The following is a 14124-nucleotide window of genomic DNA, read 5'->3' on the forward strand; positions in this document are numbered from 1 at the left end:
GCCCGTATGCTTTCTTAGTCCCACCAAACGTCGAAAAGTTCGCTGGTGCGTACCTCATCCAGTTTGCGCTCTTCCAGCCACTTACGCACAACCGCCTGATGTTCTTCGGTGCATTTGCCGATTTCCTGCATGCAGATCAGACCTTCCCAGGCCAGATATCCGCTGCCGTCAAAGGCCAGTTTGTTCGGTTCGATAACCTCGTTAATAAAGTCATCAACGGTTTTATCAATCTGTTCTTCCGATGTACCTTCCGGGAATCGCCATGCCACCGAAAATCCTAATTCCTGGAATTCGTCGATGTGCATTTTTTTACGCAGACGACGGCTACGGTTCTTTGCCATTATTTCACCCTCTCGAACATTAAGTCCCATACTCCGTGACCAAGACGATGACCACGTTGTTCAAATTTCGTCACCGGACGTGATGCCGGACGCGGTACGTAATCATTGCTCTCTGACAGGTTTTTATAACCGTCAATAGAAGACATCACTTCAAGCATATGTTCCGCATAAGGTTCCCAGTCGGTCGCCATATGGAATACGCCCCCCAGCTGCAGTTTGCTTTTTACCAGTTCGGCAAACGGCACCTGAACGATACGGCGTTTATTATGGCGCGCTTTGTGCCACGGGTCAGGGAAAAAGAGCTGTACCATGCGCAATGAATTGTCAGGAATCATTTTGTGTAGCACTTCAACCGCATCGTGACACATCACGCGCAGGTTGCTTAAGCCCTCTTCATGCGCAGAAGCCAGGCACGCACCAACGCCTGGTGAATGCACTTCAATGCCGAGGAAGTCCTGCTCAGGGCGATCTTTAGCCATTGCCACCAGCGACGCCCCCATGCCGAAACCAATCTCAAGCGTCACTGGCGCTTCACGGCCAAAAAGCGCAGGGAAATCCAGCATATCTTCGCTGAACTCAACGCCCATCACCGGCCAGTAGTTTTCCAGCGCATGTTCCTGGCCTTTGGTCAGTCGCCCCTGGCGGCGCACAAAACTACGGATACGGCGCAGTGGGCGGCCGTTTTCATCAAATTCCGGTGAGATGACGTCGTTTTTCATAAAGATTTAGTCGCTTGTGAAAGTGTTCTGAAAACGGGCATTATCCAAAGTTAGTTGCCGGATGCAAGCATGATAAGGCCGTGGCTGCGGAAAGTTCCGGTTTACACCCTGCCGTCGCTGTGCTGCAATCTTGCCCCCAACAACAGTGAATTCGGTGACCATGCAAGCGTCGCAATTTTCAGCCCAGGTTCTGGACTGGTACGATAAATACGGGCGGAAAACGCTGCCCTGGCAAATTGACAAGACGCCCTACAAAGTATGGCTCTCAGAAGTGATGTTGCAACAAACTCAGGTTGCGACCGTTATCCCCTATTTTGAACGCTTTATGGCGCGCTTCCCAACGGTGACCGATCTCGCCAATGCGCCGCTGGACGAAGTTCTCCACTTGTGGACCGGACTGGGCTATTACGCCCGCGCGCGCAATCTACATAAAGCGGCACAGCAAGTTGCCACCTTACACGGCGGTAAATTCCCGGAAACCTTTGATGAGGTTGCCGCGTTACCGGGCGTCGGGCGTTCCACCGCAGGCGCGATTCTCTCGCTTTCTCTGGGTAAGCACTTTCCGATTCTCGACGGTAACGTCAAACGCGTGCTGGCGCGCTGCTATGCTGTAAGCGGCTGGCCTGGGAAAAAAGAGGTCGAGAACAAACTATGGAGTTTAAGCGAGCAGGTGACGCCCGCGGTTGGCGTGGAACGGTTTAACCAGGCGATGATGGATTTGGGCGCGATGATTTGTACGCGTTCGAAACCGAAATGTTCGCTCTGCCCGCTACAAAACGGGTGTATTGCCGCCGCCAACAATAGCTGGTCGCTTTATCCGGGCAAAAAACCGAAACAGACGCTGCCGGAGCGTACTGGCTACTTTCTGCTGTTACAGCACAAAGATGAAGTATTGCTGGCGCAGCGTCCGCCGAGCGGATTGTGGGGCGGTTTATACTGTTTCCCGCAGTTTGCCGATGAAGAAAGTTTGCGGCAGTGGCTGGCGCAACGACAGATTTCTGCCGATAACCTGACGCAGCTGACTGCGTTTCGGCATACCTTCAGCCATTTCCACTTAGATATTGTGCCTATGTGGCTTCCCGTGTCGTCATTCACCGGCTGCATGGATGAAGGCAATGCGCTCTGGTATAACTTAGCGCAACCGCCGTCAGTTGGCCTGGCGGCTCCCGTGGAGCGTTTGTTACAGCAGTTACGCACTGGCGCGCCGGTTTAGCGCGTGAGTCGATAAAGAGGATGATTTATGAGCAGAACGATTTTTTGTACTTTCCTGCAACGTGAAGCAGAAGGTCAGGATTTTCAGCTGTACCCCGGCGAGCTGGGAAAACGCATCTATAACGAGATCTCCAAAGAAGCCTGGGCGCAGTGGCAGCACAAACAAACCATGCTGATTAATGAAAAGAAACTCAACATGATGAATGCTGAGCACCGCAAGCTGCTGGAGCAGGAGATGGTCAACTTCCTGTTCGAGGGTAAAGAGGTACATATCGAGGGCTATACGCCGGAAGATAAAAAATAAAAACAGAGCCGGAGGTCACCTCCGGCAACTTGCATAAAAACAAACACAACACGCACCCGGAATGATGAAAAAATATCTCGCGCTGGCTTTGATTGCGCCGTTGCTCATCTCCTGTTCGACGACCAAAAAAGGCGATACCTATAACGAAGCCTGGGTCAAAGATACCAACGGTTTTGATATTCTAATGGGGCAATTTGCCCACAACATTGAGAACATCTGGGGATTCAAAGAGGTGGTGATCGCCGGTCCTAAGGACTATGTGAAATACACCGATCAATATCAGACCCGCAGCCACATCAACTTCGATGACGGTACGATCACTATCGAAACCATCGCCGGGACAGAACCTGCCGCGCACCTGCGACGGGCAATTATCAAAACGTTGTTGATGGGTGACGATCCGAGTTCGGTCGATCTCTATTCCGACGTTGATGATATTACGATTTCGAAAGAACCTTTCCTTTACGGTCAGGTGGTGGACAACACCGGGCAGCCGATTCGCTGGGAAGGTCGTGCGAGCAACTTCGCGGATTATCTGCTGAAAAACCGTCTGAAAAGCCGCAGCAACGGGCTGCGTATCATCTACAGCGTCACCATTAACATGGTGCCGAACCACCTTGATAAACGTGCGCACAAATATCTCGGTATGGTCCGCCAGGCATCACGGAAATATGGCGTTGATGAGTCGCTGATTCTGGCAATTATGCAGACTGAATCTTCCTTTAACCCGTATGCGGTCAGCCGTTCCGATGCGCTGGGATTAATGCAGGTGGTACAACATACTGCCGGGAAAGATGTGTTCCGCTCGCAGGGGAAATCCGGCACGCCGAGCCGCAGTTTCTTGTTTGATCCTGCCAGCAATATTGATACCGGCACCGCGTATCTGGCGATGCTGAATAATGTTTATCTTGGCGGAATTGATAACCCAACGTCGCGGCGTTATGCCGTCATCACCGCCTATAACGGCGGCGCAGGCAGCGTGCTGCGAGTCTTTTCGAATGATAAGATTCAGGCGGCTAATATTATTAACACCATGACTCCGGGCGATGTTTATCAGACGCTGACGACCCGCCATCCCTCTGCGGAATCTCGCCGTTATCTTTATAAAGTGAACACGGCGCAAAAATCTTACCGCCGCCGATAATTCCACTTACCGCCCCTGACGATGCTCAGGGGCAAAAATGTTATCCACATCACAATTTCGTTTTGCAAATTGGGAATGTTTGCAATTATTTGCCACAGGTAACAAAAAACCAGTCTGCGAAGTTGATAGAATCGCATCATCTCGCACGGTCAAATGTGCTTTTTCAAACACTCATCCGCATCACGATGTGAGGAAATTAACATGAATCTTAAGCTGCAGCTGAAAATCCTCTCTTTTCTGCAGTTCTGTCTGTGGGGAAGTTGGCTGACGACCCTCGGCTCCTATATGTTTGTTACCCTGAAGTTTGACGGTGCTTCTATTGGCGCAGTTTATAGCTCGCTGGGTATCGCCGCAGTCTTCATGCCTGCGCTGCTGGGAATTGTGGCCGACAAATGGTTAAGTGCGAAATGGGTCTATGCCATTTGCCACACCATTGGCGCTATCACGCTGTTCATGGCAGCACAGGTCACGACGCCGGAAGCGATGTTCCTTGTGATATTGATTAACTCGTTTGCTTATATGCCAACGCTTGGGTTAATCAACACCATCTCTTACTATCGCCTGCAAAATGCCGGGATGGATATCGTTACTGACTTCCCGCCAATCCGTATCTGGGGCACCATCGGCTTTATCATGGCAATGTGGGTGGTGAGCCTGTCCGGCTTCGAATTAAGCCACATGCAGCTGTATATTGGCGCAGCCCTTTCCGCCGTTCTGGTTCTGTTTACCCTGACTCTGCCGCATATTCCGGTTGCTAAACAGCAAGCGAATCAGAGCTGGACAACCCTGCTGGGCCTCGATGCATTCGCGTTGTTTAAAAACAAGCGTATGGCAATCTTCTTCATCTTCTCAATGCTGCTGGGCGCGGAACTGCAGATTACCAACATGTTCGGTAATACCTTCCTGCACAGCTTCGACAAAGATCCGATGTTTGCCAGCAGCTTCATCGTGCAGCATGCGTCAATCATCATGTCGATTTCGCAGATCTCTGAAACCCTGTTCATTCTGACCATCCCGTTCTTCTTAAGCCGCTACGGTATTAAGAACGTAATGATGATCAGTATCGTGGCGTGGATCCTGCGTTTTGCGCTGTTTGCTTACGGCGACCCGACTCCGTTCGGTACCGTGCTGCTGGTACTGTCGATGATCGTTTACGGTTGCGCATTCGACTTCTTCAACATCTCTGGTTCGGTGTTTGTCGAAAAAGAAGTTAGCCCGGCAATTCGCGCCAGTGCGCAGGGGATGTTCCTGATGATGACTAACGGCTTCGGCTGTATCCTCGGCGGCATCGTGAGCGGTAAAGTGGTTGAGATGTACACCCAAAACGGCATTACCGACTGGCAGACCGTATGGCTGATTTTCGCAGGTTACTCCGTGGTTCTGGCCTTCGCATTCATGGCGATGTTCAAATATAAACACGTTCGTGTCCCGACAGGTACACAGACGGTTAGCCACTAATTACGCAAAGAAAAACGGGTCACCAGAAGGTGACCCGTTTTTTTATTCTTACTTCAACACATACCCGTACAACCGTTTCATGCCATCCGCATCGGTTTCGCTATAGACACCTTGCAACTCCGGCGAAAATCCCGGCAACAAATTCACGCCTTCTTCCAGCGCAAGGAAATAACGTTGAACCGCCCCACCCCAGACTTCCCCGGGTACCACGCAAAGCACGCCAGGTGGATAAGGCAACGCCCCTTCTGCCGCAATTCGCCCTTCGGCATCACGAATCCGCACCAACTCCACTTCACCGCGAATATAAGCGCTATGCGCATCCTGGGGATTCATCACCACTGACGGGAAACTCTGCTGGCGGAACATCGCTTTTTGTAGGTCTTTGACGTCGAAACTGACATACAGATCGTGCATCTCCTGACACAACTGGCGCAGGGTGTAGTCGCGATAGCGCACCGGATATTTGTTATAAACGCTCGGCAACACCTCAGCCAGCGGTGAGTCATCCTCAATATGCTGTTCAAACTGCGCCAGCATCGCCACCAGTTGTGCCAGCTTCTCGTGGCTTTCCGCCGGCGTTAATAAGAACAGAATGGAGTTGAGATCGCACTTCTCCGGCACAATACCGTTCTCACGCAGATAATGCGCCAGAATCGTCGCCGGAACGCCAAAGTCGCTATATTCACCGGTTTCGGCATTGATACCTGGTGTAGTGAGTAACAGCTTGCACGGATCAACAAAATACTGATCCGCGGCATATCCTTCAAAGCCGTGCCACTTCGCCCCCGGCTCAAAACTGAAAAAACGACGGTCGCTGGCTAACACTGATGTCGGATAATCCTGCCACAATTTGCCATCAACAACGGGCGGGATAAACGGGCGGAACAGCTTACAGTGCGCAAGAATCGCCTTGCGCGCTTCAATCCCTATCTCAACGCACTCAGCCCACAGCCGACGCCCACTCTCCCCTTCATGAATTTTGGCGTTAACGTCCAGCGCGGCAAACAGCGGATAGAACGGGCTGGTAGAAGCATGGAGCATAAAGGCATTATTTAACCGCTTATGCGGGCAAAAACGCGCCTGCCCGCGAATATGATTATCTTTTTTATGGATCTGCGACGTCTGTGAGAATCCCGCCTGCTGTTTGTGCACCGACTGCGTCACAAAGATCCCCGGATCGTTTTCGTTAAGCTCTAACAGCAGCGGCGAGCTATCTGCCATCATCGGGATAAACTGTTCGTAACCGACCCACGCGGAATCAAACAGAATGTAATCACACAGATGCCCAACGGTATCGATCACCTGACGGGCGTTATAGACAGTGCCGTCATAGGTTCCCAGCTGAATAATCGCCAGGCGAAACGGACGCGGCAGGTCAGCTTTTTCTGGCGCAACGTCGCGAATTTGCTGGCGCAGATACTCTTCATTAAAACAGTGCGCATCAATACCGCCAATGAAACCAAACGGGTTGCGTGAAGCTTCCAGATAGACCGGCGTCGCCCCCGCCTGAATCAGCGCGCCGTGATGATTCGACTTATGGTTGTTACGGTCGAAGAGCACCAGATCGCCACGCGTTAACAGCGCATTCGTCACCACTTTATTCGCTGCCGATGTGCCGTTCAGCACAAAATAGGTTTTATCGGCATGAAAGACTTTGGCTGCGAATTTCTGTGCATCCTTCGCCGAACCTTCATGAATAAGCAGATCGCCCAATTTTACGTCAGCATTACACATATCGGCGCGAAAGACGTTCTCACCAAAGAAATCGTAAAAATGGCGTCCGGCAGGATGCTTTTTAAAGAACGCACCATGTTGATGCCCAGGGCAAGCAAAAGTGCTGTTGCCCATCTCAACGTACTGCGTCAGCGTGTCATAAAACGGTGGCAGCAAATTCTCTTCATACTGACAGGCTGCGGATTCCAGCTCCAGCCACTGCTGCTCGTTGCCGTTGATTACCGCCGTAACGCCCGCAGGTAATTCAACAACATGTTCGGAATACAAAAACACCGGTAGATGAAAACCGGTGCGCTTAAGCAACGCAAGAATGCCACTGCGGCTATCCGCAGCGGTAATGACGACTGCCGCGACGTCCGTAAAATCAGTATCTCCCAACGCCACCACGCGGCGATGAGTAGAAAGTCGGGATACCAGTTCACTACTGGCGGCAATATTCATTGATTTCATAAGCGCAAAACCCGTTTCGGGGAAGTAAGAATACCGGACAAGGTGAAAAACCCTGCCCCACGAGATATGGGTCAAACTGGTCACCAGCTCCGACCGCCAGACATCAGTAAAAGCAGAAACGCTCTGATTTTACTGTTGTCCTGCAGTGAGCGTGCGTTAACTTCACCGCATGAGCAGAAAAAGGGAGGAGTTTCGCGCGAAACGGCGATAAGCGAGAGAATGTAAGGAGGTGGCGTGCATCGGGCAAACTCCGTACAGAGAGGAGAAAATTCGCGCAATCATGGCACCTTTCGCTAAAGCGTGCAAGCCAGGACTTTGCGACCAAACAAGCCATCAACAAGGCAAAAAGTTCATAATAAGAAAATCAAACAATACAGTTAACAGGAACTCTTGTGGTCATCGGCCCTTTTATCAACGCGAGTGCAGTCTTACTGGGTGGCGTTATCGGCGCTCTGCTCAGCCAACGTTTACCGGAACGTATCCGCGTCTCCATGACATCTATTTTTGGTCTGGCATCGCTGGGGATTGGTATTTTACTGGTGGTGAAATGCGCCAACCTTCCAGCGATGGTTTTAGCAACCTTACTCGGTGCATTAATCGGCGAAATGTGTCTGCTGGAAAAAGGCGTCAATACCGCGGTCACCAAAGCACAAAATCTGTTTCGCCACTCACGTAAGAAGCCAGCGCATGAATCTTTTATTCAGAATTTTGTCGCGATTATTGTCCTGTTTTGCGCCAGCGGCACCGGGATCTTCGGTGCGATGAACGAAGGTATGACCGGCGATCCGAGTATTTTAATCGCCAAGTCATTTCTCGATTTCTTTACGGCGATGATCTTCGCCTGCTCGTTGGGTATTGCGGTGTCGGTAATTAGTATCCCATTACTGATCATCCAGTTAACGCTGGCGTGGGCTGCCGCGCTGATATTACCGCTGACCACACCGTCGATGATGGCAGACTTCAGCGCCGTGGGCGGTTTATTGCTGCTGGCAACCGGCTTACGCATCTGTGGCATTAAAATGTTCCCGGTGGTCAACATGCTTCCAGCATTGCTTCTGGCAATGCCGCTTTCCGCCGCCTGGACCGCCTGGTTTGCCTGACAATGCGTGCAATAGCGGCAAAGTGATGATAGATTGTGCAGTCTGCAGTAAATTGAAGAAATTTGATTGACGAGACGAGGCGAATCAGGTTTAATGCGCCCCGTTGCCCGGATAGCTCAGTCGGTAGAGCAGGGGATTGAAAATCCCCGTGTCCTTGGTTCGATTCCGAGTCCGGGCACCAAATTCATATCAACGGACCTCCACGGAGGTCCGTTTTTCGTTTCAGAACGCCACAATTTAAGCGTTCTGCCTCCAAATCAATTCTACCGAACTCAACCAGATTCCCCCCACATCAACCCCATTGTGTGGGTATAATTGCGGGTATACCCCAGTTCGACAGAATTTGTACCCTCTTTAACGCATTCAGAAGGCTGAACTATGGCACTGACTGACGCAAAAATCCGGGCTGCAAAGCCCACTGACAAGGCTTATAAACTCACTGACGGGGCCGGCATGTTCCTGCTGGTTCATCCTAATGGTTCCCGTTACTGGCGTCTCCGTTATCGTATTCTGGGTAAGGAGAAAACCCTGGCACTTGGTGTGTATCCGGAAGTTTCTCTCTCCGAAGCTCGTACAAAACGGGATGAGGCCCGAAAACTGATTTCGGAGGGGGTTGACCCTTGCGAACAGAAAAGAGCTAAAAAAGTAGTCCCTGATTTACAACTCTCTTTTGAACATATTGCACGACGCTGGCATGCCAGTAATAAACAATGGGCACAATCACACAGCGATAAAGTACTCAAAAGCCTCGAGACACACGTTTTCCCCTTTATCGGCAACCGGGATATCACAACACTCAGTACCCCGGACCTGCTTATCCCTGTTCGTGCTGCAGAAGCTAAACAAATTTATGAAATCGCCAGTCGTCTGCAGCAAAGAATATCTGCTGTAATGCGTTATGCCGTACAGTCTGGCATCATCAGATATAACCCGGCTCTGGATATGGCTGGTGCATTGACCACGGTAAAACGCCAGCATCGCCCTGCTCTGGATCTTTCACGCCTGCCTGAACTTCTGTCGCGTATTGACGGTTATAAAGGCCAGCCTGTCACCCGACTGGCAGTTATGCTGAATTTACTGGTTTTTATTCGTTCCAGTGAACTCAGATATGCCCGCTGGTCTGAAATTGATATTGACAATGCCATGTGGACTATTCCAGCCGAACGCGAACCTCTGCCAGGCGTAAAATTTTCATACCGGGGCTCCAAGATGCGAACACCACATCTTGTGCCACTCAGCCAACAGGCTGTAGCCATACTGGCAGAACTTCAGACATGGGCAGGTGAAAATGGTCTGATCTTTACGGGAGCACATGACCCACGTAAACCAATCAGTGAAAACACCGTAAATAAAGCCCTGAGGGTTATGGGGTATGACACAACCCAGGATGTCTGTGGTCATGGATTCCGGGCGATGGCATGTAGTGCATTAATAGAATCAGGTTTGTGGTCCCGCGATGCTGTGGAACGCCAGATGAGCCATCAGGAGCGTAATGGTGTACGTGCTGCGTATATCCATAAAGCCGAACATCTGGAAGAACGTCGACTTATGCTACAGTGGTGGGCCGATTTTCTGGATGCAAACAGAGAAAGATTTATCAGTTCATTTGAATATGCAAAGATTAATAATCCATTAAAACAATAATCCTCCCGGGAAAATGCCCGGGAACCACCCGGGGATTATTTTTTGTTAAAAAAGGCAAAACGATATTAACTGATGTATTAAATGTTTACCGGATTGCTCCCTGCAGGTGGATTATCAGAATCCGCAGTTATTCGTTATTTATATATATTCAATAAAAAGAAACATCATAAAAAATCCCGCACCCACAGGGTGATGCGGGATAACTGACGTAAGGAATGCTGCCGGGATTTGGTGGTCCCTTGTGCTGATATGAATACAGGTTCTATTCTATACAGAATCCTTTTCAGTACAAGAGACTGTATTACAGTTTGCCATATATGATTACCTGTGGTCCGGAAGAATAAGTGGCTGCGGTTTCAGACTGTCTGCCGGCACATTTTTCTCTCCGTTAAAAACCATAACGGGTTCATTATCTTCGTCTGTCAGCGGATTGAATGGCGGTATATTTTCGGTACGAATACCGGTCAGCCACTGAAAAATGCCTGCGAAATTACGGGCACTGATTTTCCTGCTGACGGACTGATGAGACGTGATGTCACTGGCGGTAATAATCAGGGGAACGCTGTAGCCCCCCTGCACATGACCATCATGATGAACAGGATTAGCACTGTCGCTGACCGACAGCCCATGGTCAGAAAAGTAAAGCATTGCAAAGTGACGGGAATGCCGGCGAAGGATACCATCAAGCTGACCGAGAAAGTTATCCAGTTTACTGATGCTGGCGAGGTAACAGGCAATCTTTCGGGGATACTGCTCCAGGTAATAATTCGGCCAGGAGTTAAGTCGGTCACACGGATTCGGATGAGAGCCAATCATGTGCAGGAAAATCACCTTCGGCGAGGATTTATCCGCCAGCGCACGTTCTGTTTCCTGTAACAACAACATGTCATCCGTTTTACGGGAAGCGAAGCTGCCTTTCTTGAGGAAAACGGTATGCTCCGCATCAGAAGCAATAACAGAGATGCGTGTGTCATGCTCTCCCAGTTTTCCCTGATTGGATATCCACCATGTGCTGTATCCTGCTTTTGCTGCCAGCGCCACCACGTTGTTGCCGGAGTCAGGGTTCTGCTCATAGTCATAAATCAGTGTCCGGCTCAGGGAAGGTACGGTACTGGCTGCTGCCGATGTATAGCCGTCAATAAATAAACCGGGAGCCGTATTCAGCCATGGTGTGGTTGGCACGGGATAGCCATATACCGACATATAATCCCTGCGCACACTCTCACCAGTAACGATAACAATCGTGTCATACAACGGTGTTCCCGGCAGGATTTTCCAGTTGTCAGCCCCGTGCTGACTCAGTTGTTTATAACGCTGCATTTCACGCAATGTGTCAGTTGTTCCCACAACAATTCCTTTAACCATCCGCAACGGCCAGCTGTTTACAGAGCATAATACGAACAGCAGCAGTGCCAGCCAGTTACGGTGACCGCGGTGGTGTGTCCGCCAGAAAATCACCATGAATACCAGAATCGCGGCACTGACCAGAAAATGATAAACAGGAATCATCCCGGTAAACTCTGCAGCCTCATCAGCCGTGGTCTGCAGCAACGCGACAATAAAACTGTTGTTGATTTTACCGTACGTCATACCCGCAGGCGCATACAGTGCACAACAGAACAGAAATAACAGCGTTGTAATGGATGTGAGGGTATTTCTGTGTGCAAGGAGAAGAAGGAGAAACAGAAGCAGCACATTTCCTGTGGCATTCTTCTCAGTGTATCCGCATGCAATTGTGATTATCACAGAAATAACAAAAAAGAATAAAAACAATAAAATCCGGGGTTTGTCGCCCGGACAAAACAGTTTTCTGATATTCATCGGAGTATATCGACAACATTATTATGAAGAGAACAGGATAATAAAAATCAGAAATTATCTGTAAAACAGATAACAGACAACCCTGCAGTATAATTACTGCAGGGTGTTTCCTTTTAATTACAGAAGATAAGTAATTATTATCTTTCAGGAGCAGTTTCGTCAGAAGTTATAAGTCACACCAAGCATGATGTCATGACTTTTAACATCAACCTCTGATTTATATTTATCGCCCCACTCATCCTTGTAACTCACACTGCTGTCACCTGCATCAATATAGCGATAGCTGAGGTCAAGAGCGATATCCGGGGTTACGTCATAACGGACACCAGCCCCAAGGCTCCATGCAAAGTTGTCAGCAGAGTCTGAGTGTGACAACGACTCACGCCCACTGTACCCGTACCCGTAATCCCAAGTACGGATACCAGTTGTTTTCTGATGAATTCTGGCGTAACCAATCCCTGCGGATACCCATGGTGTGAATGCACTGTCGTTCCGGAAGTCATAGTACGTATTCAGCATCAGAGTGTTGACTGACACTTCATTCTTCCGGTCATCACGCCAGTAACCACCTGACCAGCTGTCTTTATCTACGTTATACTTCGAATCAGCTTTTCCACGCGCGTAAAACTCCAGTTCTGTACGAACCGGAATACTGAACTGCGGATAAAAATCATAACCGGCCGCAATACCGCCACTGAATACCGTATCATGGTCATCGCCGCCTTTATACTTTGACGTTTCTTCCTCATCTCCTGACAGGAAACGCTGGTCTGAAAGTGACACCACAGAGGCACCGGCTTTACCGGTCAGATAAAAACCGCTTTTACCTTCCTCAGCACCTGCATTTGCTGCAAATACACAGGCTGCGGCCACCACTGAAACAGAAAAAACCTTTTTCATTTCAATTATCTCCGTTATTGCTCCGTTGCTGCAAGCAGTACTCAGTGCATTTTAAAACCCCCCATGCGATAGTCTCAATTGAATAAAATCGATCGAATCGATAGATGATATCGATCGTCATTAACCAGAAATTTTTATCGTATTCAGTCAGCACAGATACAACAAATGCATGCCATGCAGACAGTCATACCCGGCAACAACAGCAGATGGTTGCTGAGCAAGCAGGGAGTGAGGCTGAATCCCGGGGAAGAAAAAACCTGTAAAATTTGTTTATTCTGCCAGGAGATAAAAGTGACGTGTGTTCATGTAACACACCAGGGACGAAAGATGCATGGACTGACAGTTTGGGGGATATGATGCAACTACAGACCAAAGTGGCTTTGTTGAATAAATCGAACTTTTGCTGAGTTGAAGGATCAGATCACGCATCCTCCCGACAACACAGACCATTCCGTGGCAAAGCAAAAGTTCAGAATCACCAACTGGTCCACCTACAACAAAGCTCTCATCAACCGTGGCTCCCTCACTTTCTGGCTGGATGATGAAGCGATTCAGGCCTGGTATGAGTCGGCAACGCCTTCATCACGAGGAAGGCCCCAGCGCTATTCTGATCTCGCCATCACCACCGTTCTGGTGATTAAACGCGTATTCCGGCTGACCCTGCGGGCTGCGCAGGGTTTTATTGATTCCATTTTTGCCCTGATGAACGTTCCGTTGCGCTGCCCGGATTACACCAGTGTCAGTAAGCGGGCAAAGTCGGTTAATGTCAGTTTCAAAACGTCCACCCGGGGTGAAATCGCACACCTGGTGATTGATTCCACCGGGCTGAAGGTCTTTGGTGAAGGCGAATGGAAAGTCAGAAAGCACGGCAAAGAGCGCCGTCGTATCTGGCGAAAGTTGCATCTTGCTGTTGACAGCAACACACATGAAGTTGTCTGTGCAGACCTGTCGCTGAATAACGTCACGGACTCAGAAGCCTTCCCGGGCCTTATCCGGCAGACTCACAGAAAAATCAGGGCAGCCGCGGCAGACGGGGCTGTCACGAACGGTGCAATAGTGATCCACACCCAACGCCTGAAATCAGATCCAGGGGGTAATCTGCTCTCCTGATTCAGGAGAGCTTATGGTCACTTTTGAGACAGTTATGGAAATTAAAATCCTGCACAAGCAGGGAATGAGTAGCCGGGCGATTGCCAGAGAACTGGGGATCTCCCGCAATACCGTTAAACGTTATTTGCAGGCAAAATCTGAGCCGCCAAAATATACGCCGCGACCTGCTGTTGCTTCACTCCTAGAT

General features: G+C 49.8%; 14 protein-coding genes and 1 tRNA gene. 9 read left to right on the forward strand and 6 right to left on the reverse strand.

The window, feature by feature from the left end:
• Window positions 1–14: 14 nt before the first annotated feature.
• Entirely contained in the window at window positions 15–341 is a 327-nt protein-coding gene (locus ATB02_RS12175; protein WP_104920308.1) for a YggL family protein, read from the reverse strand.
• On the reverse strand, window positions 341–1060 hold the full coding sequence (gene trmB / locus ATB02_RS12180; protein ID WP_000786911.1) for a tRNA (guanosine(46)-N7)-methyltransferase TrmB: 720 nt from the start codon (window positions 1058–1060) through the stop codon (window positions 341–343). Before trmB ends, ATB02_RS12175 begins: the two co-directional genes overlap by 1 nt.
• Before the next feature lie 160 nt (window positions 1061–1220).
• On the opposite strand from trmB, the gene mutY reads away from it, so the two are divergent.
• From mutY to nupG, 4 genes are all read left to right on the forward strand, one after another.
• Window positions 1221–2273, forward strand: a complete 1053-nt coding sequence (mutY, locus tag ATB02_RS12190; protein WP_105271646.1) for an A/G-specific adenine glycosylase — start codon at window positions 1221–1223, stop codon at window positions 2271–2273.
• A gap of 27 nt (window positions 2274–2300) precedes the next feature.
• Window positions 2301–2576, forward strand: a complete 276-nt coding sequence (locus ATB02_RS12195; RefSeq protein WP_000091700.1) for an oxidative damage protection protein — start codon at window positions 2301–2303, stop codon at window positions 2574–2576.
• Between the two features lie 64 nt (window positions 2577–2640).
• Window positions 2641–3720 carry a membrane-bound lytic murein transglycosylase MltC gene (mltC, locus tag ATB02_RS12200; RefSeq protein WP_000760323.1) on the forward strand — a complete coding sequence of 360 codons (1080 nt, stop codon included), beginning with the start codon at window positions 2641–2643 and terminating at the stop codon, window positions 3718–3720.
• Window positions 3721–3921: 201 nt separating this feature from the next.
• Entirely contained in the window at window positions 3922–5178 is a 1257-nt protein-coding gene (gene nupG / locus ATB02_RS12205; protein ID WP_001360964.1) for a nucleoside permease NupG, read from the forward strand.
• 48 nt (window positions 5179–5226) lie between these two features.
• On the opposite strand, the gene speC is transcribed toward nupG, so the two are convergent.
• Both speC and ATB02_RS26690 read right to left on the reverse strand, forming a co-directional pair.
• Window positions 5227–7362 carry an ornithine decarboxylase gene (gene speC, locus ATB02_RS12210; protein ID WP_105271647.1) on the reverse strand — a complete coding sequence of 712 codons (2136 nt, stop codon included), beginning with the start codon at window positions 7360–7362 and terminating at the stop codon, window positions 5227–5229.
• A 162-nt stretch (window positions 7363–7524) separates the two neighbouring features.
• Entirely contained in the window at window positions 7525–7602 is a 78-nt protein-coding gene (locus ATB02_RS26690; RefSeq protein WP_212734103.1) for a hypothetical protein, read from the reverse strand.
• Between the two features lie 152 nt (window positions 7603–7754).
• Between ATB02_RS26690 and ATB02_RS12220 the strand changes: the two genes are divergently transcribed.
• The 3 genes from ATB02_RS12220 to ATB02_RS12230 all read left to right on the forward strand — a co-directional run bounded on the left by ATB02_RS12220 (window position 7755) and on the right by ATB02_RS12230 (window position 10106).
• Window positions 7755–8462, forward strand: a complete 708-nt coding sequence (locus ATB02_RS12220; RefSeq protein ID WP_105271648.1) for a DUF554 domain-containing protein — start codon at window positions 7755–7757, stop codon at window positions 8460–8462.
• A 105-nt stretch (window positions 8463–8567) separates the two neighbouring features.
• Window positions 8568–8643, forward strand: a tRNA-Phe gene (locus ATB02_RS12225).
• 197 nt (window positions 8644–8840) lie between these two features.
• Entirely contained in the window at window positions 8841–10106 is a 1266-nt protein-coding gene (locus ATB02_RS12230; protein WP_105271649.1) for a tyrosine-type recombinase/integrase, read from the forward strand.
• A gap of 321 nt (window positions 10107–10427) precedes the next feature.
• Here the strand turns inward: ATB02_RS12230 and ATB02_RS12235 are convergent, their stop codons facing one another.
• A complete protein-coding gene (locus ATB02_RS12235) occupies window positions 10428–11927 on the reverse strand; it encodes a phosphoethanolamine transferase (protein ID WP_097513685.1) in 1500 nt (499 codons plus the stop codon).
• Between the two features lie 159 nt (window positions 11928–12086).
• Entirely contained in the window at window positions 12087–12827 is a 741-nt protein-coding gene (locus ATB02_RS12240) for an outer membrane protein (RefSeq protein WP_097513686.1), read from the reverse strand.
• Between the two features lie 453 nt (window positions 12828–13280).
• Between ATB02_RS12240 and ATB02_RS12250 the strand changes: the two genes are divergently transcribed.
• Window positions 13281–13937 (forward strand): IS5 family transposase, encoded by a 657-nt coding sequence (locus ATB02_RS12250; protein WP_446718972.1) that lies wholly within the window; start codon window positions 13281–13283, stop codon window positions 13935–13937.
• A gap of 13 nt (window positions 13938–13950) precedes the next feature.
• A partial coding sequence (locus ATB02_RS12255) for a helix-turn-helix domain-containing protein (protein ID WP_001455307.1) occupies window positions 13951–14124 on the forward strand: 174 nt, incomplete at its 3' end.

The organism is Escherichia sp. MOD1-EC5189, assembly GCF_002966045.1.
Lineage (GTDB): Bacteria > Pseudomonadota > Gammaproteobacteria > Enterobacterales > Enterobacteriaceae > Escherichia > Escherichia coli_F.